At 62.0% G+C, this 24,648-nt stretch carries 19 protein-coding genes and 1 tRNA gene; 14 read left to right on the forward strand and 6 right to left on the reverse strand.

The window, feature by feature from the left end; genetic code table 11:
• Window positions 1-1,230: an efflux RND transporter periplasmic adaptor subunit gene (locus LMJ30_RS21045; protein ID WP_229434544.1), complete on the reverse strand. Its 1,230-nt coding sequence runs from the start codon at window positions 1,228-1,230 to the stop codon at window positions 1-3.
• Window positions 1,231-1,551: 321 nt separating this feature from the next.
• Between LMJ30_RS21045 and LMJ30_RS21050 the strand changes: the two genes are divergently transcribed.
• Window positions 1,552-4,008 carry a sensor domain-containing protein gene (locus LMJ30_RS21050; RefSeq protein WP_229434545.1) on the forward strand — a complete coding sequence of 819 codons (2,457 nt, stop codon included), beginning with the start codon at window positions 1,552-1,554 and terminating at the stop codon, window positions 4,006-4,008.
• On the opposite strand, the gene LMJ30_RS21055 is transcribed toward LMJ30_RS21050, so the two are convergent.
• Entirely contained in the window at window positions 3,989-4,963 is a 975-nt protein-coding gene (locus LMJ30_RS21055) for an endonuclease/exonuclease/phosphatase family protein (RefSeq protein ID WP_229434546.1), read from the reverse strand. The two genes, LMJ30_RS21050 and LMJ30_RS21055, sit on opposite strands and share 20 nt — an antisense overlap.
• Window positions 4,964-4,999: 36 nt before the next feature.
• Here LMJ30_RS21055 and ybaK point away from each other — a divergent pair, with 36 nt between their 5' ends.
• From ybaK to LMJ30_RS21070, 3 genes are all read left to right on the forward strand, one after another.
• Window positions 5,000-5,488: a Cys-tRNA(Pro) deacylase gene (ybaK, locus tag LMJ30_RS21060; protein WP_229434547.1), complete on the forward strand. Its 489-nt coding sequence runs from the start codon at window positions 5,000-5,002 to the stop codon at window positions 5,486-5,488.
• A 55-nt stretch (window positions 5,489-5,543) separates the two neighbouring features.
• Window positions 5,544-6,179: a glycerol-3-phosphate 1-O-acyltransferase PlsY gene (gene plsY, locus LMJ30_RS21065; RefSeq protein WP_229434548.1), complete on the forward strand. Its 636-nt coding sequence runs from the start codon at window positions 5,544-5,546 to the stop codon at window positions 6,177-6,179.
• 73 nt (window positions 6,180-6,252) lie between these two features.
• Window positions 6,253-6,900 (forward strand): DsbA family oxidoreductase, encoded by a 648-nt coding sequence (locus tag LMJ30_RS21070; protein ID WP_229434549.1) that lies wholly within the window; start codon window positions 6,253-6,255, stop codon window positions 6,898-6,900.
• A gap of 121 nt (window positions 6,901-7,021) precedes the next feature.
• On the opposite strand, the gene LMJ30_RS21075 is transcribed toward LMJ30_RS21070, so the two are convergent.
• The 3 genes from LMJ30_RS21075 to LMJ30_RS21085 form a co-directional block, all read right to left on the reverse strand.
• The gene (locus LMJ30_RS21075) at window positions 7,022-7,864 is read right to left on the reverse strand and encodes an endonuclease/exonuclease/phosphatase family protein (RefSeq protein WP_229434550.1); all 843 of its coding nucleotides are present in this window, start codon (window positions 7,862-7,864) and stop codon (window positions 7,022-7,024) included.
• 87 nt (window positions 7,865-7,951) lie between these two features.
• Window positions 7,952-8,992 carry a tRNA (adenosine(37)-N6)-threonylcarbamoyltransferase complex transferase subunit TsaD gene (gene tsaD, locus LMJ30_RS21080; RefSeq protein WP_229434551.1) on the reverse strand — a complete coding sequence of 347 codons (1,041 nt, stop codon included), beginning with the start codon at window positions 8,990-8,992 and terminating at the stop codon, window positions 7,952-7,954.
• Window positions 8,993-9,123: 131 nt separating this feature from the next.
• The gene (locus LMJ30_RS21085; RefSeq protein ID WP_229434552.1) at window positions 9,124-10,182 is read right to left on the reverse strand and encodes a 3-deoxy-7-phosphoheptulonate synthase; all 1,059 of its coding nucleotides are present in this window, start codon (window positions 10,180-10,182) and stop codon (window positions 9,124-9,126) included.
• Window positions 10,183-10,310: 128 nt separating this feature from the next.
• On the opposite strand from LMJ30_RS21085, the gene ybiB reads away from it, so the two are divergent.
• From ybiB to LMJ30_RS21135, 10 genes are all read left to right on the forward strand, one after another.
• The gene (gene ybiB, locus LMJ30_RS21090) at window positions 10,311-11,270 is read left to right on the forward strand and encodes a DNA-binding protein YbiB (RefSeq protein ID WP_229434553.1); all 960 of its coding nucleotides are present in this window, start codon (window positions 10,311-10,313) and stop codon (window positions 11,268-11,270) included.
• 53 nt (window positions 11,271-11,323) lie between these two features.
• Entirely contained in the window at window positions 11,324-12,538 is a 1,215-nt protein-coding gene (locus tag LMJ30_RS21095) for a BaiN/RdsA family NAD(P)/FAD-dependent oxidoreductase (RefSeq protein WP_229434554.1), read from the forward strand.
• A 109-nt stretch (window positions 12,539-12,647) separates the two neighbouring features.
• Window positions 12,648-12,860: a 30S ribosomal protein S21 gene (gene rpsU, locus LMJ30_RS21100; protein ID WP_005665410.1), complete on the forward strand. Its 213-nt coding sequence runs from the start codon at window positions 12,648-12,650 to the stop codon at window positions 12,858-12,860.
• 159 nt (window positions 12,861-13,019) lie between these two features.
• A complete protein-coding gene (locus tag LMJ30_RS21105) occupies window positions 13,020-13,469 on the forward strand; it encodes a GatB/YqeY domain-containing protein (protein WP_229434555.1) in 450 nt (149 codons plus the stop codon).
• A 380-nt stretch (window positions 13,470-13,849) separates the two neighbouring features.
• Window positions 13,850-15,646, forward strand: coding sequence for a DNA primase (gene dnaG, locus LMJ30_RS21110; RefSeq protein ID WP_229434556.1), 1,797 nt, complete (start codon window positions 13,850-13,852; stop codon window positions 15,644-15,646).
• A 464-nt stretch (window positions 15,647-16,110) separates the two neighbouring features.
• Entirely contained in the window at window positions 16,111-18,354 is a 2,244-nt protein-coding gene (rpoD, locus tag LMJ30_RS21115; RefSeq protein WP_229434557.1) for an RNA polymerase sigma factor RpoD, read from the forward strand.
• A 136-nt stretch (window positions 18,355-18,490) separates the two neighbouring features.
• Window positions 18,491-18,569 (forward strand) — tRNA-Ile (locus LMJ30_RS21120).
• A gap of 165 nt (window positions 18,570-18,734) precedes the next feature.
• On the forward strand, window positions 18,735-19,517 hold the full coding sequence (locus LMJ30_RS21125; protein ID WP_229434558.1) for a polysaccharide deacetylase family protein: 783 nt from the start codon (window positions 18,735-18,737) through the stop codon (window positions 19,515-19,517).
• Between the two features lie 141 nt (window positions 19,518-19,658).
• Window positions 19,659-21,182, forward strand: a complete 1,524-nt coding sequence (locus LMJ30_RS21130) for a Rieske 2Fe-2S domain-containing protein (protein WP_229434559.1) — start codon at window positions 19,659-19,661, stop codon at window positions 21,180-21,182.
• An 81-nt stretch (window positions 21,183-21,263) separates the two neighbouring features.
• Window positions 21,264-22,649: an HD-GYP domain-containing protein gene (locus LMJ30_RS21135; RefSeq protein ID WP_229434560.1), complete on the forward strand. Its 1,386-nt coding sequence runs from the start codon at window positions 21,264-21,266 to the stop codon at window positions 22,647-22,649.
• Window positions 22,650-22,694: 45 nt separating this feature from the next.
• On the opposite strand, the gene LMJ30_RS21140 is transcribed toward LMJ30_RS21135, so the two are convergent.
• On the reverse strand, window positions 22,695-24,494 hold the full coding sequence (locus LMJ30_RS21140; protein WP_229434561.1) for a hypothetical protein: 1,800 nt from the start codon (window positions 24,492-24,494) through the stop codon (window positions 22,695-22,697).
• Between the last annotated feature and the right edge of the window lie 154 nt (window positions 24,495-24,648).

A 24,648-nucleotide genomic window follows, 5' to 3' on the forward strand; every position in this document is an offset into this window, starting at 1 on the left:
TTAGCCTTTCGCGCCCGCGGCCGCTGCCAGGGCCGCCTTGGTGGCGGGCGCGTCGACCTTGACCTTGCTGCCCGGCTTGACGCCATCGAGCTTCGCAACCAGCACGCGCGCGCCTGCCGCCAGGCCCCCGGTGACTTCGGCCATGCCGTCGTCTTCGTTGCGCAGGCCCAGCGTGACCGGCGTCGACACGACCTTGCCGTTTTCAAGCGTGTAGACCACGTCGCGGTTGTTCTCTTTGCGCAGCGCGGCCAGCGGCAGCAGCGGCGACGGCGCCGACTTGGTGGTGGTCAGGCTGCCCTTGGCGAACATGCCGCCGCGCAGGGCGGCGTCGGCGTTGGCCACGCTGATGTAGACCATCATCGAGCGCGAACCTGCCTCGGTGGTCGGATTGATGCGCGCGACCTTGCCGCTGAAGCTGCGGTCCTGGTAGCCATCGACCCTGAACGCGACTTCCTGGCCTACCTTCACCTGCGGGATGTCCGAGGCCGGCACCTGCGCTTCGAGCGTCAGCTGGCGCAGGTCGACAATCGAAAACACCGGCATGTCGGGCGAGAGCTTTTCGCCGGCCTGCACGTGGCGCTTGCTGATCACGCCGGACATCGGCGCGACGATCACGGTGTCGTTGAGGGCGTTGCGCGCGAGGTCAAGCTGGGCCTGGGCGGCCTTGACGCTGGCGCGCGCCAGCGCCACTGCGTTGGAGGTCGCGTCGAATGAGTTTTGCGAGATGAAGCTCTGCTTGAGCAGGGCCTCGCTGTTGGTGTTGTTCTTGACGGCGAGGTCGAGGCGGGCATTGGCTTCGTCCAGCACCGCCTGCTGCTGCGCGACGCGCGCGCGCTGGTCGGCCTGGTCGAGCCGCGCCAGTACCTGGCCCCGGGTGACGGCGGTGCCTTCTTCGATGGTGGCGCCGGTCACCACGCCCGACACCTTCGACTTGACGGTGGCCTGGGCCAGCGGGGTCAGCGAGCCTGACAGCGGCAGCTTGATGCGCAGCTCGCCCTGGGCGATGCTGGCGACGTCGCGCGGCGACAGCTCGTAGACGTCGACCTTCGGCTCGCCATTCGCCCCGGCTTTGGCCGCGACCGGCGCGGCGGCGGGCTTGGGCGGCTGCATGGCATACCAGCCGGCGCCGCCAATGGCGAGCGCGGCAACGGCGATCACGGGGGCGCGCCAGCGTTTTTTGCTGACAGTCTTGATGGAAGGGGCGGCCGGAGGCAGGTTTTCGAGTTTCATATTCGTTCTTCTTGTGTGTTCGGTTGAACGGCAGCGGTCGCGCATGTGCTCCGCCCTGGAAACCAGGATGGAGCTCCACGCGCATGTTGACACTCTAGAAAAGCCGGGCCTCGCGCGCCAACGAAATGCGACAGGAAGCGATTTCGATCCGCTGGAATGCAAAAAAACGGGACGAAACGTCGGCGCGGGCGGTTTTGATGGAAGCCGGAAAGTGCAAGGGTCGCCGCTTTGCGTGTGCGCAAGCGCAGGGCGATTTCGGTGCCGCAAAATGGGCTTTGAAGTGCGCGACTAGTGCGCTCACTGCTTATTAAAGGATGTGCCGTGATTGCCAGCCCAAAGTCCACGCCTCGACAGCTCGAACCGGATGGGCCCGGGCGCGAGGCCATCGACGTACTGTACCGCTTCGTTGCAGCGATCGAACTGGCGCCGACCGTGGGCATCCACAGCATCGACCGCAATGGCGTGGTGCGCTTCTGGAACCGCCGCTGCACCGAAATGTTCGGTATCAGCGTCAATGAGGCGCTGGGCAAGCCGCTGGTGAGCCTGGCGTCGCATCACAGCGAAACCGAATTTGCCTCCGTGCTCGAGTCGGTCTGGGAAACCGGCGAACCGCAGGCGCGCGACTGGGAGGTCGGCCTGCGCGACGGCAGCACGCGCTGGATGTATTCCACCCACTTTCCCGTGCATCACAATGGCGAGCCGCAGCAGCTGTTCTGTATGGAAGTCGACATTACTGAGCGCAAGGCGCATGAGGCAGGGCTGCCGGACAGTCCCGGTTTCCAGGAACTGTTCGCGCTGGCCGGCGATGCGATGGTGCTGCTGCGGAACAACGTGGTGGTCGACGCCAACCCGGCCGCGCTACAGCTGTTCCACTGCAGTTCCAAGCAACAGCTGGTCGGGCGCACCTTGCCGGACTTCGCGCCCCCGTTGCTGGCCGCAGGCGAGCGGCCCGGGCAGGCCGCGCAATCGCTGGCCGATGTGGAAGGACGTTACGAATGGCAATACAAGCTGCCCGACGGCAGCGGCTTCTGGGGCGAGGTCCAACTCACGCCGCTGATGCTCGACCATGCTTCGATGGCGTACGCCACCATCCGCGACATTACCGTGCGCAAGGCGTCCGAACGCACCCTGATGATGGCGGCGCAGGTGTTTGAAAACTGTCGCGACGCCATCGTGGTGCTCGACCGCAACTATACGGTCATCGCCGTCAACCAGGCCTTCTCGCAACTGATGGGTTATGGGCCGGATGACGTGGTGGGACGCCAAGCGCCCAGCCTGCGCTCGGGCGTGCACGACCAGGACTTCTACGACGAGATCTGGGAATACGTCGAACGGCATGACCACTGGGAAGGCGAAATCTGGACCCGCCGCCGCGATGGCCAGGAGTTTCCTTGCTGGGTCGCGTTGACGGCGATCCGCAGCAGCAACCCCGAACTGGCCGACTACATGGCGATCCTGTGCGACATCACCGACCGCAAGCGCGTGGAGGAGCAAAACCGCCACCTTGCCGAGCATGATTTCCTGACCGACCTGCCCAACCGCGTGCTGTTGCTCGACCGGCTGCGCCAGGCGTTGGCCGCCGCGCGGCGCCAGCACACCAGGGTGGCGGTCATGTTTATCGACCTCGACCGCTTCAAGGCCATCAACGACGGCTTCGGCCACCAGGCCGGCGACCACGTGCTGAAGGAAACCGCGGCACGCCTGATGCGCTGCGTGCGCGGGGTGGACACGGTCAGCCGCCAGGGAGGCGACGAATTTGTCGTGGTGCTGGCCGACATTGGCGGCGTCGACCAGGCCGCCCACGTGGCCCAGACCATCATGCATTCCATCATCCAGCCCATCAATGTGGCGGGACAGCAAATGAGCGTCAGCGTGTCGATCGGCATCAGCATCTATCCGGCGGACGGGGCCGACATCGACACGCTGATGCAGCATGCCGACGTGGCCATGTACCACGCTAAGCACGACGGGCGCAACGCGTTCCGCTTCTTCAGCCCGGAAATGAACGCCCACGTGGTGCAGCGCGTGCAGATGGAGAACAACCTGCGCCGGGCGCTGGCCGGCAAGGAATTCATCATCGAATACCAGCCCGAGATCAGCGTCGAATCCGGCAAGGTGGTGGGGCTCGAGGCGCTGCTGCGCTGGCGCCACCCTGAACGCGGCCTGCTTGGCCCGGACGAATTCCTGCCAGTGGCTGAAGCAAGCGGACTGATCGTGCCGATCGGCGAGTGGGTATTACAGCAGGCATGCGCACGGGCCAGGCGCTGGCGCGACGCGGGCCATGCCGTGTCTGTCGCCGTTAACCTTTCCAGCACACAATTCTTCCATAACAACCTGCTGGCTTGCGTCGACCGGGTGCTGGCGCGCACCGGGCTGGAAGCGCGCTACCTTGACCTCGAGATCACCGAGGATGTCATCATGAGCGCGGACGAGGCGACCATCGGCGCCGTGCACGCACTGGGGCAGCGCGGCGTCCAGCTGACCATCGACGATTTCGGCAGCGGCTGCTCGAACCTGTCCTTCCTGCGCCAGGTTCCGCTGTCAAAACTGAAAATCGACCGCACCCTGGTGGGCGAAATCTTGCGCGACCCTGGCGATGCGGGAATCATCCCCGCCGTCATCGCGGTGGCGCGGGGGCTGAAGCTGCGCGTGATCGCCGAAGGCGTCGAGACCGAAGAACAATTGCACTTCCTGCGACGGCACGGCTGCGACGAGTACCAGGGCTTCTACGCCGGCAGGGCGTCAGCCGACCCGGACCTTACACGCCCGCATCGATAAGCCCGTGGGTTTCATCGAACAGGCGGATGCGCGCCAGCACCTGGCCGTGGTCGGACGCCTCCGGCAAGGCCAGCACCAGGTGGTCGTTCAGGTAGTTCACCTCGATAACCTCGCCGATCGCGTTCGGCAGGGCGCCATTGAAGTCTTCCGACAGCAAGATATGGTCGATGGTGCTGTAGCGGCCGTCATGCATGCTGGAGAAGCCGACATGGCGCATCCGGTCCTGGCTGCGCTGGAGGTCGTAGGCGTCGTACATGCGGTCGCCCAGCGGCGCGCCCACCCCCTGCACGATGGCCGTCGTGACCGAATCGGCGACATCGTTGAAGTCGCCCAGCACCACGCGCGGACGCTTGTTGGCCTTCGCCATGTTGCTCAGCATCACACGTAAGCCAACCGCCTCGGTGCCGCGCCGCACCAGTGAGCGCAGGCAGGCCATGGCGTACACCTGGGCGTCCTCGCCGGTGTCGCCGTTGCGGTAGTCGGGCCTGCGCGACTTCAGGTGCACCACGACCACATCGACGATGCAGTCCGGCGACACGGCGATCGGCGCGTGGACCACGGCGCGGGTAAAGCGGTCGGCATCACGGCTGCCTGGCGGCAGGGCAATACCGGGCGGGAACAGCAGGTAAGGCGTGGCCGGTCCGGCCAGCGGCAGGCGCGATACCAGGGCCACGCTGGGGGTCAGGCGCGGGGCAGCCGGGTCGGGGTCGAAGCCGATGTGGTGCGCATTGCGGTATTTATGCGTGCGCGACAAGGCCTCGCGCAGCGCAGCCTGCGAGAAGATCTCCTGGAAGCCGATCACGTCGGCATCGAGCAGGTCGACCTGGCGCGCGGTCCATGCGACCTTGGCCTCATACTCCTCGGGCGTCGAGGGCAGCAGGTTGTCATACAAACGCGCACCGGGCGGTGCGAGGTTGAAAACATTGAAGGTGGCAAAGCGAATCTCTTGCTGCATAATAAGACTCCTCAATGAACCTTTAGCGTAACACGCATGGCCCGCAAAGAGCATATTTCAGAAACACAGGCGACCCAGTTCCTGCGCAAACACCAGGTTGCCTTCACCGAACACCCGTACGACTATGAGGAGCACGGCGGCACCGCGGTGTCGTCGCGCGAACTTGGCGTGCCCGAGCATGACGTGGTCAAGACCCTGGTGATGCAGGACGAAGCGGCGCGTCCCTTGATCGTCCTGATGCACGGCGACTGCAAGGTCTCGACCAAGAACCTGGCGCGCGCGATCCCGTGCAAGTCGGTCGAGCCGTGCAAGCCCGAGGTGGCGCAACGGCATACCGGCTACATGGTCGGCGGCACCTCGCCGTTCGGCACCAAGAAGGCGATGCCGGTGTATGTCGAGGAAAGCATCCTGGCGCTGGAAAAGATCTATATCAATGGCGGGCGGCGCGGCTACCTGGTCGGCATCGATCCCCAGGCAGTGGTGGCGTTGCTGGGTGCAAAGCCGGTCCAGTGTGCTTTGGAATAGCGACTGTATATAATCACGCCCGGCCTTGAGCCCGGACTATAAAAAGAGAGACACCATGAATACAGTTTTGTTTGTTATCGCCGCCTACCTGATCGGCTCTGTTTCGTTTGCCGTTGTGATGAGCCGCCTGTTCGGCCTGTCCGACCCGCGCACTTACGGCTCGGGCAACCCGGGCGCCACCAACGTTCTGCGCAGCGGCAACAAGAAGGCCGCCATCGCCACCCTGATCGGCGACGCGGCCAAGGGCTGGTTCGCGGTCTGGCTGGCGCTGCGCCTGGCTGACCGCTTCGGCATCGACGACACTGGCATCGCGCTGGTTGCGCTGGCCGTCTTCATCGGCCACCTGTGGCCGGTGTTCTTCCGCTTTGTGGGCGGCAAGGGCGTCGCGACCGCGCTGGGCGTGCTGCTTGGACTGAACGTGTGGCTGGGACTGGCGACGCTGGCGACCTGGCTGATCGTGGCCTACGCCTTCCGCTACTCCTCGCTGGCCGCGCTGATCGCGGCGGTGTTCGCGCCGTTCTACTACGGCCTGCTGTTTGGCGCCGACGAGATTCTGTTCGCCGTTGCCGCCATGAGCGCGCTGCTGCTGTTCCGTCACAGCAAAAACATTTCGAATCTGCTCGCTGGCAAGGAAAGCCGGATCGGCAGCAAGTCCGGCGCCGCTGCGAAGGCATCGGCAAAGAAGAAGTAAGGCCGGGGTAATGCGCGCTTGCTCCGCTGTGCCTATGCCAGAATGGAAGTAATTTCAAGAAAGGCGGTGCGGTGTGAGCAAGCAGATCAGAATCGATTTCGTGTCCGATATTTCGTGCCCGTGGTGCGTCATCGGGCTCAAGTCGCTCGAACAGGCGCTGGACCGCGCGAAAGATGCGGTTGGCGCCGAGATTCATTTCCAGCCCTTTGAACTAAACCCGGCCATGGCGCCGGGCGGGCAGGACATCGGCGAGCACCTGGCCCAGAAATACGGGGCCACGGAAGAACAGGGCGCCAAAACCCGCGAAATGATCCGTTCGCGCGCGGCCGAACTGGGTTTCGACTTCAATATGGAAGCGCGCAGCCGCATCTATAACACCTTCGACGCGCACCGCCTGCTGCACTGGGCGGATACGCAGGGGCGCGAGTATGCGCTGAAGACAGCGCTGTTCGAGGCTTACTTTACCAAGGGCGAGAATCCGGGCGACCATGCGGTACTGGCGCGGGTGGCGGGGGAGGTCGGGCTCGATCGGGCGGAAGCGGAGCGCATCCTGGCGTCGGATACCTACGCTGCCGACGTGCGCGAGCGCGAACAATATTACCTGCGCGCTGGCATCAATTCGGTGCCTGCGGTCATTATCAACGAACGCCACCTGATCTCTGGCGGACAGCCGCCGGAAGTGTTCGAGCAGGCGTTAAGGACGATTGCCGCGCAGTCCTGACCACGCCCCGGATTTGCACGCACGCGGATGCGGCTTCGCCTTATCCGCCCTACGAAATGCCCCACGTTAACGTAGGGCGGATAAGGCGAAGCCGCATCCGCCGAATCCGCACCGGGCGCGATTAAGTGAGGTCGATGACGATCGGCTGGTGGTCCGACGCCGCGGTTTCGGACTGCACCGTTACCTCGTTCAGGCGCGGCACCAGGTCTTCTGTCACGAAGAAATAGTCGTAGCAATCCGGGCGGTCAGGCCACTTGAAACCGTGCAGGCCGGCAGTCGGCGCGCGCGCCGTGTCGGGATGCGTGTGGGCCCATGCGTCGACCAGGGGCAGGGCAATGCTGTCGTCGGTCGCCAGCATCTCTGCGTGCTCCGCCGAATCAGGCGTGAAGTTGAAGTCGCCACAATAGATCGCGCTGCCCGGACGAAAACCCAGCTGGAAGGGCGCGTCGAGCCCGGAGTTTGGCTGGTAAAGGCGGGCGCGTTCGCACGCTTCCCAGTGCAGGTACTTGATGTGCCTGACCTGCGCCATCCGCTGGACCTGGGAATAGTATTCGAGGTGGGTGGTCAGCACGCGCAGCTTGCCGCCTGGCGCTTCGACCACGGCTTCGATCAGGCCGCGCGGCATGCCGGGGTTGGCAGGGTCGGGCGGCCACGGCAGCGAGTGGCGATGGACTTGTGTGATGCGGTATTTCGACAGCAGCAGGTTGCCGAACTGGCGCGGCATGTTGTTCTGGTAGATCTCGCTGGTCGGCTCCAGCACTGGCTGGTAGCCCCCGAAGGCGCCTGCGAGCTGGCGGAACTGGTTGGCGCTGGCATTGCCTTCCAGTTCGGGATGATTCGCCGCGACTTCTTGCAGGCAGATGATATCGGGATTTAACTTGCGCAGGACATCGATGATCGCATGGATGCGGATTCGGCTATCCTTGCCGCAGCCCCAGTGAATATTCCAGCTAACAACACGCATACGCCACCTCCGGAAAAACACGACCCGGGGAGTTTGCCATTTTTAGGCGAACAGCGTGACACCTTATGAGGACGACAACGGTTGTTTCTATGCCGCTTCAATTTCGTCCAGCGGCCAGCGTGGACGGACGTTGAACGCGTAGTCGCGCTGGGCGGCGTCGGGGTTGATCTGCAGGCGCATTGCGCCGGCGAAAGCGATCATCGCGCCGTTGTCGGTGCAAAATTCCAGCTCCGGGTAGTAGACGCGGAATTTCTTTTTCTCGGCCGCCGCATTGAGCGAGGCGCGCAGCTGCGAGTTGGCGCCGACGCCGCCGGCGATCACCAGGCGCTTGAGGCCCGAGTGGCGCAGGGCGCTCACGCATTTTGCGGTCAGCACGTCGACGATGGCGTCGACGAAGCCGCGCGCGATGTCGGCTTTGTCCTGGTCGCAAATGTTCGCGATCACTTTTTCTTCGTGGTTCTTCACCACCGTCAGCACCGCGGTTTTCAGGCCCGAGAAGCTGAAGTTGAAGTCTTTCGAGTGCAGCATCGGGCGCGGCAGCTTGTAGGCGTCCGGGTTGCCGAATTCGGCAAGGCGCGAAATGGCCGGGCCGCCGGGGTAGCCGAGGCCAAGCAGCTTGGCCGACTTGTCGAAGGCTTCGCCGGCCGCGTCGTCCAGCGTTTCGCCCAGCAGCGTGTACTTGCCGACGCCGTCGACCCGCATCAGCTGGGTGTGGCCGCCGGAAACCAAGAGGGCGATGAAGGGGAACTGCGGCGGATCGCTGGCCAGCAGGGGCGACAGCAGGTGGCCTTCGAGGTGGTGCACGCCGAGCACCGGCTTGTCGAGCGCCAGGCCGAGGCTGCATGCGATCGAGGAACCGACCAGCAGCGCGCCCGCCAGGCCCGGGCCCTGGGTGTAGGCGATGGCGTCGATGCTGGACGCTTCGATGCCGGCTTTGGACAGGGTTTGTTCGAGCAGCGGGATGGCGCGGCGGATGTGGTCGCGCGAGGCCAGTTCGGGCACGACGCCGCCGTACTCCTCGTGCATCGCAACCTGCGAGTGGAGTGCGTGCGACAGCAGGCCGCGTTGCGTGTCGTACAACGCAAGGCCGGTTTCATCGCAGGAGGATTCGACGCCGAGAACGATCATGGGGAACAAGAAGTGGAGCTAGAAAGACGACATTGTAAGGTACACCTCGTCTTTCCCGCGCAGCCGGGAATCCATACTTCGCTTGCTGCGAAGCTCAGTATGGGTTCGCGCCTTCGCGGGAACGACGATGTTTAGGGACGCTGCAGCAATTCCTGGTGCGCCGCCTTCAGCATTGCCTCAGTCGTCTCCCAATCAATGCACCCATCCGTCACCGAGCAGCCATACTTCAGCTCCGACAAGTCGTTGGGAATCTTCTGGTTGCCGCCGACGATGTTCGACTCGATCATCACGCCGACGATCGACTTGTTGCCGTGCTTGATCTGCTGGATTACATCCGACATCACCAGCGGCTGCAGTTCGGGCTTCTTGTAGCTGTTTGCATGCGAGCAGTCGACCACCAGGTTGGCCGGCAGCTTGGCTTTGGCCAGCGCCTGCTCGGCAATCGCCACCGACACCGAATCGTAATTCGGACGGCCATCGCCGCCGCGCAGCACCACGTGGCCATACGCATTGCCGCTGGTACGCACGATCGACACCGTGCCCTGGCTGCTGATGCCAAGGAAGGAGTGCGGATGCGCCGAAGACAAAATGGCGTTGATCGCAATGCTGATATCGCCGTCAGTGCCGTTCTTGAAGCCGACCGGCGTCGACAGGCCCGACGACATCTCGCGGTGGGTCTGCGATTCCGTGGTGCGCGCGCCGATCGCCGTCCAGGCGATCAGGTCGCCCAGGTATTGCGGCGAAATCGGGTCGAGCGCTTCGGTGGCGGTCGGCAAGCCGAGTTCGCACACGTCGATCAGGAACTTGCGCGCGTTGCTCATCCCCACGTCGACGCGGAAGGAGTCATCCATATCCGGATCGTTGATATAACCCTTCCAGCCGGTGGTGGTGCGCGGCTTTTCGAAGTACACGCGCATGACCAGCAGCATGGTGTCGGCCACTTCTTCCTGCAGCTTCTTCAGGCGGCGCGCATAGTCGAGGCCGGCAACCGGATCGTGGATCGAGCACGGGCCGACCACGACAAACATGCGCTTGTCCTTGCGGTCGAGAATGTTGCGCAGCGCTTCGCGGCCGCGCATCACGGTCTGGAAAGCGGCGTCGGAGAGCGGCAGCATGGCGTGCAGCTGTTCGGGCGACGGCATCAGCGCGAACGAACTGACGTTACTATTTTCGATATCTGGCGTGATCATTGGTGTCAGCTTTTTGGGTAGGAAGTTTCCAGTGGTGACCTGCCAGTGTAGTACGAATTTCCGCGTGCTGCATTGCACCAGGCCAAAATCCCCGCCCGATTAAAAACTACCCGGTGTAAGCTTCCTGAATGACGACAAATTTTGAATCTTTTCCCGCCGCTCATTTCATCAAAGAAATTGGACGTGGCAAAAAAGGCGCGCGCAGCTTGTCGCGCGACGACGCGCGGGCGCTGTACGGAGCGATGCTCGACGGCAGGGTATCCGACCTGGAGATGGGCGCGGTGGTGCTGGCGCTGCGCTTCAAGGGCGAGTCGGTCAATGAGATCGCCGGGTTCCTGGAAGCGGCGGAGGCTTCGTTCCCGCTGCTGCCGGTGCCGGCAAGCGAGTACGCGCCGATTTTGATTCCCAGCTATAACGGCGCGCGCAAGCTGGCCAACCTGACGCCCTTGCTGGCGCTATTGCTTGCGCGCGAAGGCGTGCCGGTGCTGGTGCATGGCGTCAGCACCGACCCGGGCCGGGTGACAACCGCGGAGATCCTCGCGGCGATGGGCTTCGCGCCTGCAAGCTCGGCAGCGGACCTCGCAGCGGCGGTGGCGCGCCGCGAACCTTGCTTCATGCCGATCGAAACGCTGGCGCCGAAAATGGCGCGGCTGCTGGCGCTGCGGCGCGTGCTTGGCGTGCGCAACTCGACCCATACCCTGGTCAAGATCCTCCAGCCGTTCGCCGGTCCCGCGCTGCGCCTGGTTTCTTATACCCATCCCGAATACCTTGAGATGCTGAGCGAATACTTCACCACCGCAGCTCCGGAAGGGCGCGGCGACGCCTTCCTGATGCGCGGGACGGAAGGCGAAACGGTGGCCAATGCCAACCGTGGCCAGCAAATCGAGTGGTTCCACGCCGGCGAAGGCATCCTGCTGGTGCAAAAGGGCGACCCGACCGACGAACTGGCGGAAATGCCATCGGCCCGCGACGCGGCAAGCACCGCCGAATGGATTGCGCAGGCGCTGCGTGGCGAGGTTCCCGTGCCGGAGCCGATCCTCGAGCAGGTGCAGCAATGCCTGAAAGTAGCGAAAGCATTGAAGGCCTGAGCCCCGCCCGGTTTACAATCACTCCTTTTGTAACTCGCGGAACTTAGCACCAGATGGCAAAACAATTCGATGTAGCAGTGATCGGCGCGGGCGCGGCCGGCATGATGTGCGCGGCAGTTGCCGCCCAGCGTGGCAAGCGCGTCGTCCTGATCGATCACGCGGCCAAGCTGGCTGAAAAGATCCGCATCTCCGGCGGCGGCCGATGCAATTTCACCAACATTAATGCGGGACCGGCCAACTTCTTGTCCGAGAACCCGCACTTCTGCAAGAGTGCGCTGTCGCGCTACACGCCGCAGGACTTCCTCGCGCTGGTCAAGAAACACCGCATCGGCTACCACGAGAAACACCGTGGGCAACTGTTTTGCGATGATTCCGCCGAGCAGATCATCCAGATGCTGAAGGACGAGTGCGCCGAGGGCCTGGTGACCTGGCGCATGCCCTGCCAGGTTGGGTCCGTCGAGAACACCTCCGAAGGCTTCCTGGTCGCGACCGACACCGGCGACATCCTGGCCGACAGCCTGGTCATTGCCACCGGTGGCCTGTCGATCCCGAAGATCGGCGCCACCGACTTCGGCTACCGCATCGCCACCCAGTTCGGCCTGAACATCATCGAACCGCGCCCCGGCCTGGTGCCGCTGACCTTCGACGGCCCAAGCTGGGAGGCATTCGCGCCGCTGTCGGGCATCGCGCTGGAAGTCGAAGTGGCGACGGGCTCCGGCAAAGGGAAGGGCGCCAAGCGCGGCCATTTCCGCGAAGACTTGCTGTTCACCCACCGCGGGCTGTCCGGTCCGGCCATTTTGCAGATTTCCAGCTACTGGCAGCCGGGCACGCCGATCGTGCTCAACCTGTTGCCGGACATGGACGTGGCCCAGGTCCTGATCGAGGGCAAGGGCACCATCAAGAAGCAGCTCGGCAACGTGCTGTCGCAATGGCTGCCGGTACGGCTGGCGGAGGGCCTGCTGGTAGCCAACGGCTTCGAGCCGGACGCGCGCCTGGCCGACATGCAGGACGCCAAGCTGCGCAAGCTGGGCGACGCCATCAACCGCTGGGCGATCGTGCCGACCGGTTCGGAAGGCTACCGCAAGGCCGAAGTGACCCTGGGCGGCGTCGACACGCGCGAGCTGTCGCAGCAGTCGATGATGGCCAACAAAGTGCCCGGCCTGTACTTCATCGGCGAGGCGGTGGACGTCACCGGCTGGCTGGGCGGATATAATTTCCAATGGGCCTGGGCCTCTGGTGTTGCGGCAGGGCAGGCAGTTGGTGAATGAGGTTTTCAGTGTGGCGCTTGCGAAACATGAAATCGAAAAGCTTCCCATCAGTTTGAAATGCTGCTAGAATCTCGTTCTTCCCATCTAAATCTAACGGTTTGATTTTTACATGACCACTATTCGCCTTAAAGAAAACGAGCCGTTCGAAGTAGCCATGCGCCGCTTCAAGCGCACTATCGAAAAAACTGGTCTGCTGACCGAACTGCGTGCACGCGAGTTCTACGAAAAGCCAACGGCTGAGCGCAAGCGCAAGCTGGCAGCTGCCGTAAAGCGCCACTACAAGCGCATTCGCAGCCAGCAACTGCCAAAGAAGCTGTACTAAGACACTTCGTCAAGACTGGTCCGGTGACTGGCTATCCGCCGCGCCGGATGGATTGTCTTGAACAGTCGCAGACCCGCTCCGGTTTACCGCAGCGGGTTTTGCTATTTTTACTTGGCCAACGTGGCCTGGCCGAATGCGGCCACTCGACGCGAGGATGACATGAGCTTAAAAGAACAAATCACCGAAGACATGAAGACGGCAATGCGCGCGAAAGAAGCGGGACGGCTGCAGACCATTCGCCTGCTGATCGCTGAAATCAAGCGCAAGGAAGTCGACGAGCGTATCGAGCTCGACGACACCCAGACGCTGGCGATCGTCGAAAAGATGATCAAGCAGCGCAAGGACTCGATCAGCCAGTTCGAAGCCGGCAACCGCCAGGACCTGGCCGACATCGAGAAAGCCGAGCTCGCCATCCTCGCCGCCTACATGCCTGCCGGCCTGTCGGACGAAGAAGTTGCCGCCGAAGTAGCAGCGGCCGTCGCCGCCTCTGGCGCCGCGGGCCCGCAAGACATGGGCAAAGTCATGGCCATCGTCAAGCCAAAGCTGGCTGGCCGTGCCGACATGACGGTGGTATCGGGCCTCGTCAAGAAAGCCCTGAGCGGCGGCTAAGCCAGCGCTCCAAAAGACCGGCGGTCCGAAAAACCCAAGACCGGCGCTCTAGCACCGGGATCCGTCCCCGGGGACAGACCCCAATTGGCGGTGACTGAAAATTTCCAAATTCGGGGTCAGACCACCGGTAGTTTGGAAGATTGCTTTGATTGAATTTCCAAATTCGGGGTCAGACCACCGGTGAATTTCCAAATTCGGGGTCAGACCACCGGTAAACTGGAAGATTGCTTGAATTGGGGTCTGTCCCCAAATTTGGAAAGATTTTTAGGGGCGTCCCACGATCGCTCGAGGAATAAATCGATGTCGCGTATTGTTTCAGCTCAACGCTGCAACGTGCCCGGCGGTATAGTCTGACCTAAGACAAAGACTGTTCATCAAACGTGATTCCACAATCATTCATTACCGACCTCCTCAACCGCGTCGACATCGTCGATGTTGTCGGCCGCTACGTGCAGCTGAAGAAGGGCGGCGCGAATTATCAGGGCTTGTGCCCGTTCCATAACGAAAAATCCCCCAGCTTTACCGTCAGCCCAACCAAGCAGTTCTACCATTGCTTCGGCTGCGGCGCCCACGGCACGTCGATCGGTTTCCTGATCGAATACTCTGGGATGGGCTTCGTCGATGCGGTCAAGGACCTGGCCCAGAACGTCGGCATGGTGGTGCCCGATGCGGATGACAAGATTCCCCCGGCCCAGCGTGCCCAGAACCAGGCCCAGGCGCTGGCCCTGTCCGACGCGATGACGCGCGCCTGCGACTTTTACCGCGGCCAGCTGCGCACTGCGCCCAACGCGATCGAATACCTGAAAAAACGTGGCCTCACCGGTGAAATCTGTGCCCGCTTCGGCATGGGCTACGCTCCGGGCGGCTGGGATAACCTGCGCTCGGTGTTCCCGGAATACGATGCGCTGGCGCTGGTCGAATCCGGCCTTGTCATTGATAAGGTCGACGAAGAAGGCAACAAGCAGAAGCGCTATGACCGTTTCCGCGAGCGCATCATGTTCCCGATCCGCAACGTCAAAGGCCAGGTCATCGGCTTCGGCGGCCGCGTGCTCGATTCGGGTGAGCCGAAATACCTGAACTCGCCGGAAACGCCGCTGTTCCAGAAAGGCCTTGAGCTGTACGGCCTGTTCGAGGCGCGCCAGGCCATCCGCGACGCCGGCTACGTGCTGGTGACGGAAGGCTACATGGACGTGGTCGCCCTGGCGCAACTTGGCTTTCCGCAAGCGGTCGCGACGCTCGGTACCGCCTGCACCAGCACCCACGTACAAAAGTTGCTGCGCCAGACGGATACTGTCATTTTCAGTTTCGACGGCGACAAGGCCGGCCGCAAAGCCGCGCGCCGCGCCCTTGAGGCTTGCCTGCCGCAAGTAACCGACGACAAGATCATCAAATTCCTGTTCCTGCCGCAAGAACACGACCCGGACAGCTTCGTGCGCGAGCGCGGTGCGGATGCGTTCGAGCAAGAAATCCACGAGGCCATGCCTCTGTCGCAATTCCTGCTGCGTGAAGTGTCGGCTGAACATGACTTGTCGGAACCCGAAGGGCGCGCGCGTGTCCAATTCGATGCCAAGCCCTTGTTGCAATCGATGGCGCCATCGGCGCTCCGCCTGCAGATCGTACGCGGGCTGGCTGGCCTGACGGAATCGACCCCGGCCGAGATCGAGGGCCTGTTCGAACTGGCCAAGCCCGTTGCGGTTGCGCGCAAGGCGCCGCCACGGCAGGGCAGGCCGCAACCGGTGGGATTGGAGGCGCAGATCATGCGCCACCTGGTCGCCCACCCGCCGCTCGCGCTTGAGCTGGACGAGTCGGCCCTCCAGGCGTTTAACCATTTCGGGCCGGAATCGGCCGAACGGTTGCTGCAACTGGTTGCGGCAGCGCAGGCACTGGGGCCGAACGGCGGCTTTGCCGCCTTGTCCCAGCACCTTAAGGACGAGGGCCCGGATTACGACGGCCTGATCGCCGAAATTGCTTCGGAGCCCGAGTCCGATTTTGACAGCGTTAAATTATGGCTTGCTGGAGCTGTGAGGCAGATCAAGATGGACGCATTAAAACACGAGCTCAATCAGTTGTTTTCATCGGGTTTGACCTCAGATCAGGTTGGAATTCGATACCGCGAGATCACCGCGATGCAGGATCAATTGTTGCGAGAAGCACAAGCAGAACTGGCGGCGCGCTAGCTGCGTCAACCCGCCTTGGAGGGTGGGCGTTAGTGACTGGAAAAAGCCGGGGTGCGTGCTATAATAAAACGCTAAGTGTTGTATTCTTAGAAAGCTTATTTTTTAACTGGAAGTGAATGTTCTTCCTATAAGTTAGGCTCTTGATCGGCGCGGATATGGCGCCGGCGGCCAGGGCCAGCTTTGGTTGAGAAGGCGCGAAGCGCCTCGCGGCGAAAATGCCAATCAACCACTTACGGCCCTTGCCCCCGTCCGCCGTTCTGTTGCAGCCGACTTCCGCCGCCAGGCCGATGCCGGCCGCGGCATAAGGCGTGCGGCGATGCGCGGATCTGCCTGCAAGGTGATGTAAAGGTGTAACGAGTGCAGCAATGCCGGACTGGCCCGCAAGGCGGGTCCGGAACGTAGGGCCAGCAACAAATTTTACTTAAACCATCGTAAAGCTAGTCGTTGTGACATCGAAAGCGCCTGTGCCAATCAAGAAACCCGAATCCAAAGTGGCTGCAAAGCCGACGAGAGCCTCCGCCAAAGCGGATAAAGCAGACAAAGCGGACGTACGCGCACCCGCTGCGCCGCCCGCGGTCAGCCAGACCACCGATGCCGCCGCCCTGGCAGCCATCGACACGTCGGGCTATGTGCTGCCAACCGTAAAGGTACCGGGGCGGCGCGGCCGCAAGCCAAAAGAGTTCCAGCCCGAGAACGACGAAGTCGCCGCGCTGAACGCGGTCGAACGCGCCGAGCTCAAGGCGGTCGACAAGGCCAAGGCCAAGGACCGCAAGGCCAAGGAAAAAGCGCTGCTGAAGGATGCCTTCTCGTCCGACACCGAGGCTTCGGAAGAAGAGCTCGAGCGCCGCCGCACCAAGCTCAAGACCCTGATCAAGTTCGGCAAGGAACGTGGTTTCCTGACCTACGCGGAAATCAACGACCACCTGCCTGAGAACATTGTCGATCCGGAAGCGATCGAAGGCATCATCGGCACTTTCAACGACATGGGCATCGCTGTGTATGAACACGCGCCCGATGCCGAAACCCTGCTGCTGTCCGATAACGTTGCCACCGTCACCAGCGACGACGAAGCCGAAGCCGCTGCGGAAGCGGCGCTGTCGACGGTGGACTCCGACTTTGGCCGCACCACCGACCCGGTCCGCATGTACATGCGCGAGATGGGCTCGGTCGAACTGCTGACCCGCGAAGGCGAAATTGAAATCGCCAAGCGCATCGAAGACGGCCTGAAGGACATGATCCAGGCGATCTCCGCCTGCCCGGTCACGATCGCCGAGATCATTTCCGCCGCCATCCGCATCCAGAACGACGAAATCAAGATCGACGAAATCGTCGACGGCATGGTCGACGAAGACGGTGAAGCCACCACACCTCCGGGCGCGGCGCCGACTGCGTCGGACGAAGACGAAGATGACGAAGAAGCCGAAGGCGAAGAAGAAGCCGAGGAGGAAGAAACCACTGCTTCTGGCGCGGCTGGTTACTCCGCGGAACAGCTCGAAGCGCTGAAAGCCGAAGCGCTGGAGAAATTCGAAGTCATCTCGGTGCAGTTCGACAAGATGCGCAAGGCGTTCGAAAAGGACGGCTACAACTCGAAGGCCTACGTTAAGGCGCAGGAAGCAATTTCCAACGAACTGCTGGGCATCCGCTTCACCGCCAAGGTCGTCGAAAAGCTGTGCGACACGCTGCGCGGCCAGGTCGACGAAGTGCGCCACATTGAAAAGCAGATCCTCGACGTTGCTGTGAACAAGTGCGGCATGCCGCGCGCCCACTTCATCAAGGTCTTCCCAGGCAATGAAACCAATCTTGACTGGGTCGACGGCGAAGTGAACGCCGGCCACGCGTACTCCGCCATCCTCGGGCGCAACATCCCGACGATCAAGGAACTGCAGCAGCGCCTGATCGACCTGCAAGCGCGCGTCGTGCTGCCGCTGCCGGACCTGCGCAACATCAACCGCCAGATGGCGGCGGGTGAAATGAAGGCGCGCAAAGCCAAGCGCGAAATGACCGAGGCCAACCTGCGCCTCGTGATTTCGATCGCCAAGAAATACACCAACCGCGGCCTGCAGTTCCTCGACCTGATCCAGGAAGGCAATATCGGCCTGATGAAGGCAGTGGACAAGTTCGAATACCGCCGCGGCTACAAGTTCTCGACTTACGCAACGTGGTGGATCCGCCAGGCGATCACGCGTTCGATCGCCGACCAGGCGCGCACGATTCGTATTCCGGTGCACATGATCGAGACGATCAACAAGATGAACCGCATCTCCCGCCAGATCCTGCAAGAGACGGGTGCGGAGCCTGATCCGGCGACGCTTGCGATCAAGATGGAAATGCCGGAAGATAAGATCCGGAAGATCATGAAGATCGCCAAAGAGCCGATCTCGATGGAAACGCCGATTGGCGACGATGACGACTCCCACCTGGGCGACTTCATCGAAGACAACAATACGCTGGCGCCATCGGATGCGGCGCTGCACGCCTCGATGCGTGGCGTGGTCAAGGACGTGCTCGATTCGCTGACTCCGCGCGAAGCCAAAGTGCTGCGCATGCGTTTCGGTATCGAGATGTCGACGGACCACACCTTGGAAGAAGTGGGCAAGCAGTTCGACGTGACGCGTGAGCGGATTCGCCAGATCGAGGCGAAGGCGCTGCGCAAGTTGCGCCACCCATCGCGCTCGGACAAGCTGAAGAGCTTCCTCGAAGGCAATTAAACCTTGACGGGGCGAGGCAGAGATTCTATCCTCGCCCCTTCCAAATTTTCACCGTCGTTCCCGCGAAAGCGGGAACCCATACTGAGCGTCAGAGCCCGGTATGCGTCCTCGCCCATGAGGTAACGGAACCCTCCAGGGGCCTCTAGCTCATGCTTGGTTAGAGCAGCGGACTCATAATCCGTTGGTGCCGTGTTCGACTCACGGGAGGCCCACCAGAATCTTCGTGTACTGAAATCAAGCCCTTACGAGAAATCGTCGGGGCTTTTTTCATCCCCGGTTGAAGGGGAATGCCAGCCAAGGGCCGGATTGATGCTTATCAACCCGACCATAGTGAGCCCCGCGATAATGTCAGGGACCCTGCGCGCGGAGCACATTATCCAATGACAAATCTGGCTAGCCGGCTGTATAGCGACTACTTTATGCCTTCGCGCTTGCCGGGCTATGAGCGTTTTATTGTTGCGGCGCGCGACATGGGCTACGCGCAGACGTCGGTGCGCGAGTATTTCGATGCCATTTCCAATGGCGAGGTGCAGGACGGCCGGAAGGTCGTGGTGCACCGGCATGACATCGATACCGATCTTCGCACCGCAAGAAAGCTGTTTGAGGTGGAAAAAAAGTACAAGATCAAGTCGACCTTTTACTTCCGCCTCTCCACGCTGGATTTCAAGCTGATGCGTGAAATTGAGGAATATGGCAGCGAGGCCAGCTATCACTACGAAGAACTCGCCACTTTCGCGAAAAAACACCGCATCCGCGATCCAGCTGGCATCCATGCCCGGATGCCGGAGATCCGCGACACCTTCACACGCAATTTCTGCTCCATCGAGCAGCGGCTCGGCACCAAGATGACCACGGTGGCGAGCCACGGCGACTTCGCCAACCGGCGGCTCAAGCTGAATAACACCGAGTTGCTTAAAGACCAGCAGCTGCGCGAACACTGCGGCATCCGATGCGAGGCCTACGATCCCGCGCTGCTGCAGAGCTTCAACTTCTACGTCGCGGACCGCCCACATCCCAAGTATTACCATCCGAGTTCGCCAGATGAGGCTCTTGGCCAGTACCGCCGGATCTGCTTCCTCAGCCATCCGCGCCAATTTGAGACCAACTGGATCGAAAACACCAAAGACAATCTGTTCCGGTTTTACGAAGGCGCACGGTGGTGAGCTTGCGCCGCTAGTTGTTTGTGCTCCATCAAACCAGGCCTGTGGCCCGCAGCGTCACTTATGCGCCGTCAACCGCCTGCCTGGGCCCGCAGACTAGCCTGTAGGCGGACTGCCATTCTCAACACTCCCCGGTAACTATCCATGAACGCTGACTTCACGTTTTGGGGGCACAACTGCTTCCTGATCGAAACCGACCGCGAAGCATTGCTGCTCGACCCCTGGCTCAACGATATCGGGGCATTCTTTGGAAGCTGGCATCAGTGGCCCCCGAATGGACATCTGCGCGAGCTTGTGAAGAAACGCTGTGCCGAAAAAAAGCTGAGTATTTTCCTGAGCCATGAGCACCAGGACCATTTCGATAAGTCGACGCTCGCCGCCTTGTCGAGCCATCCGGATTGCACCATTTTCATTCCAGCATACAAGGACAAGTATCTGCTCGAAGCGCTAGGGCAGATGAACATGCGCACGGTCGAACTGGCGGAAGGTGAGCAGGCCGGTGGAGACATCCAGTTCCGTATTTTCATCGATGACAGTGGCATCAACCATGACGCCGCAATTTTTGTGGCAACTCCGGGCTTCACCTTTTTTAACCAAAATGACTGTAAGATTTTCGATCGTCTTTCATTATTGAAGAATGAATTACCGAAAATTGACTACTACTCGGTACAATTTTCCGGTGCAAACTGGCATCCATCATGTTTTGTTCTACCCGAAGACCAGCGACGCCTTGTGGCAACGAAAAAGGTGCTCAGCAAGTTGCGTAATGTCCTCAGCGGCATAAAGATTCTTGGCCCGCGCTTCTTCGTCCCTGCCGCCGGCCCTGCGTTTTTCCCTTTCCTCGATCCTACCTTGAATGCTGGCGCCGGAACGATTTTTGTACACCAGGATGAGCTCGACAAATACCTTGCCCAGAACCGCATCCAGAACGTGCTCTATCCGAGGCCGGGCGAGCGGGTCGATGAGCATGCCAACCGGCTGCCGATCGCAGCGCCGACGCCTGCAGAGATTAACCAGTACGCTGCGTCGCACCCTGACGTTTGGGAGGGAATTGAGGACAACTTTTCGGTCGAGCGCTTTGCCGATGTGCTACGGCGTCGGTTGAGCCTGATCGCCAGCATTGCCTTGCCGCCCGGGACGCCCTCCATTGCCTTCCGCTGGGGCAGCGAAAAATCCCAATCCCTGGTGGTAGACCTGGTCGGCAACGCGCTGTCCCAAGCGCAGGAGCCGCAAACGCCTTGCCTCGTCCTGAGCGCCAGCACCAAATACTTTTCGCTGATGTGCGGCGAAGATCGCTGGCAGGACATTGCCTTGAGCCTGCGCGCCAGCATCGAACGGCTGCCCGATGTGTACAACACCATCGTCAACATCTTCCTGTTTGCCGACGAATCCAACCTCGCCGAATCGCTGATCCGCAACCTGAACCTGTCCAGGGAGCGAATCGTGATCGAACACCAGGGGCAAAAATACGAAATCAACCGCTACTGCCCGCATCAGGGCGGCGACCTGGCCTACGCCACCATCGACGACGAACTGCATGTGGTCTGTCCACGGCACAGCTGGCGCTTCGACCTGGCCTGCGAGGGCATGTGCAAGACGTCCGGCATGAGCATTGACGCGGTGAAGCTCGACAGCCAAAAGCAGCCGGAATCGCCCACTGGCAAATAAACGACACTTTGTGCATCGCCTGCCGACGGCGATGCAAGCGGCATATAATGAATTCCTTGCCTTAACGCAAAATTCATTTCTATGCTCCAAGCCCTCGACGCCTCTGCTGTCGCCCGGTTGCCGGCTGGCGACGCCATTCAGCTGTCGGAAATCATCGGCGCAATGAGCTATGCGCTCGACATTACCGAGGGGCAGCCGGCTGGCCATTGCGTGCGCTGCTGCTGGATCGGAATGCACATCGGCCAGCAGGCCGGGCTGCCGGATAGTGAGTTATGGGAGCTGTACTACACGCTGCTGCTCAAGGACCTGGGCTGCAGCAGCAATGCGGCGCGCATTTGCGAGCTGTACCTGACGGACGACATCCAGTTCAAGCGTGACTTCAAGACCGTCGGCGATAGCCTGCCGCAGGTGTTGTCGTTCGTCTTTAGCCACACGGGATTGAAGGCGGGCCTGGCCGAACGCTTCCGCAGCGTGCTGGGCATTTTGCGCAATGGCAGCGAGATTGCACAGGAACTCATCGCCACCCGTTGCCAGCGGGGTGCTGAAATTGCCCGGCTGCTGCGTTTTCCCGAGGCCGTCTCAAGCGGCATCTTCTCCCTGGATGAGCATTACAACGGCAAGGGCAGGCCCGCCGCGCTGGTGGGCGCGGAGATTCCCGTCTACGCGCGCATTGCACTGCTGGCGCAAGTGATCGACGTGTTCCACACCGCTGACGGGCGAGACGCCGCGCTTGCCGAGGCACGCGCGCGTGCAGGTACCTGGTTTGACCCGATGCTGGTTGCTTCGTTCGAGGCGGTCGCGAAAAGCGAGCAGTTCTGGGCGACCCTCGCGTCGCCCGAAGTCGATAGCGCCGTGGTGGCGCTTGTCCCTGCGGGCCACGAAGTGCCGCTCGATGAAGATTACCTCGACGATATTGCCACCGCCATCGGCCAGGTAGTCGACTCCAAAAGCCCGTACACAAGCGGCCACAGCGCGCGGGTCGCGCTCTACACCGACATGATCGGCGAAGCGCTCGGCCTGTCCGAGCAACGGCGCCGGTGGCTGCGCCGCGGCGCCTTGCTGCACGATGTCGGCAAGCTCGGCGTCAGCAACAGCGTGCTCGACAAAGCAGGCGCGCTCGACCGGTCGGAATGGGATGCGGTGAAACAGCATGCCGAGTATTCGGAGCGCATTCTTTCGCGGATCAGCGCCTTCCAGGAGCTGGCGCTGGTAGCCGGCGCCCATCACGAGCGGCTCGACGGCACCGGCTACCCGCGCGGGCTGAAAGCAGACGAGATCAACATCGAAACGCGGATCATCACGACTGCCGACATCTTCGATGCGATCACCGCGGAACGTCCTTACCGCGGCGCGATTCCTATCCCAAAAGCACTCGAGATGATGGAGCAAACTGTCGGCACCGCGCTCGACCCGGCCTGTTTTGACGCCTTGAAGCGGGCCATTGCCCGCTTGCCCTTGCCCTTATAAAGCTTCAACCAGTCGCAGGGTAGCGCGCCTGGAACGAGAGCGACATCACACTCCCGCCGCAGTTCCGCACTCGCCGCAGAAACGCATCTGCGGCACCAGCGCGACGCCGCATCCTGTGCAGAAACGTGGACGCGGCGCCGACTCGACGGCGGGTTTGGTCGCCAGCGCCAGGTCGGACTCGCCCGCTTCCATCGCCAGCGCAGCAGCGGAAACCCCTGCGGTAACGGCCTGGCCGGTGGCGCCCACCTGGCGCGCGCGTTCGAGGTCCGCGGTCGAGGTCGGCGCAACCACCATCGAGCGGGTCTCGCCAAAGGCTTTCAGGTGTGCCGACAGTTCGTTGGCGGCATCTTGCCTGCCGCGCATGCGAATCAACTGGCGCCCCGCGTCCTTGCCGAAGATAACCGTATCGATCTCGGACACCCATACGCGCATCGTCATCGCCTCGACATTGATCACGCTCTTTTGCGTCTGCACCTGGCCGCTCAGCTGGTTGCCCACATTCACCCTGGCCGATTCATAGCTGCCCGACAGCTCCACCCACATCAGTTCGGACACGAAATCGAAGCGGCCCCACAGCACGTGGGCGGCGCGGAAGCAGAACACGCCGACGGCGAGCTGGAACAGCGCGATCGCGGCGATGGTCGTGTTGACTTTCCCGGCAAGCACTCCCTTGCTGAACATCAGCGTGGCAACGGTGCCCGCAACCATGCACAGCGCCGCAAACGCGGTCAGGATGACCAGCCAGCGGAATTGCGGAGTGGCCATTGCATGCGCGACGCCTTCGGCCGTGCGGTTCGGCTGCGGCCGCGGCTGGGTTTCCTCGAGCAGGTCGGCGGAGAACTGTCCCTGCTCGCCGTTGATAACAGGCGAACGGCGCGTATAGCGGCGGTTCGGAATGCGGCTGTACCAGCGTTCCATCAGCACACGGTCGATCTCTTCGATGAGCTTGTTCGGATGGGCGTTGATGGTCAGGGTTTCGCTGGCGCGCGCCGAGCCGATCGCTTGCGGTGCGGGTTCCAGCTGGTTGTTCAGCGCCACGCCGAACGCGGCGCAGCCGAGCAGCGCGCACAGCAGGCCCAGTGCCAGCGCGCCATTGATCGAGAAGCCGTGCAGGTCCGGCAGCAGGGACGCGCCCAGGCCCAGCAGGGCAGGGCCCAGCAGCGCGAGCACGATCAGAACCACCAGGCTGCGCAGGCCGATGGCGGTCGACGTGTCCATCGGGCCAGCAGCGGCCGTGTTGTGGCGCGCGAGCGGCTTGAGGACTTGCTGGGCAGCGAACAGCGCATAGGCAATGCCGATCCAGCCGCTGGCCGCGCCCTGGCCAAAGAAGAACCAGCACACCAGCAGGCTGGCCAGGGTGACGGCCAGCGACAGGAAGCGGTAGAACTGCGCCTGCGCCGTGTGCTGCAACACCAGCGGTGCGAAGATCAGGTGCGGCAGCATCGAATACAGCAGGCCGTTGAGCGGCCCTTTTGGTTCTTCGAAACTCATCGCGTTCTGGCGCAGCAGCTCCTTGAGGTGGTCGGCCCTGATGCTGTTGCCGTCCGTATCCGCCGCCACGCGCGGCGCCAGGTCCTGCGGCCGGTCGCGGCCGAAGAAGAAGCGCAGTTGCATGAATGCCTGCGCAAGCTGGAGGATGCCGAACACCAGCAAGGCCACGGCAATCGCCGCGACCACAAATTCCTTTCCGCCGAAACCCTGCGCAAGCCGCGCGCGCACGTCGAGCAGGATGATGCAGCTCACCAGCACCATCAGCGCGCCCGCGCCGATGCGGAAAACGTTCTCCACCTTGTACGGATTGGGAAACTCGAAGATCGGATTTTCAGGGTTGAATTCGTAACTCATGGTGAGAAGATTTAGTGACTGGTGGAAACAAATTGCACTATCGCGGAAGATGTATTATTTGTCAATCTGGTAAGCCTGCAGCAGATGAATCTTGCGCGATTCCCGGCGCGGGCTATTGACGCACTTTCGCATCCAGCTTGAAAAAAGGAGACCG

Source organism: Massilia agrisoli, assembly GCF_020831365.1.
GTDB lineage: Bacteria > Pseudomonadota > Gammaproteobacteria > Burkholderiales > Burkholderiaceae_D > Telluria_A > Telluria_A agrisoli.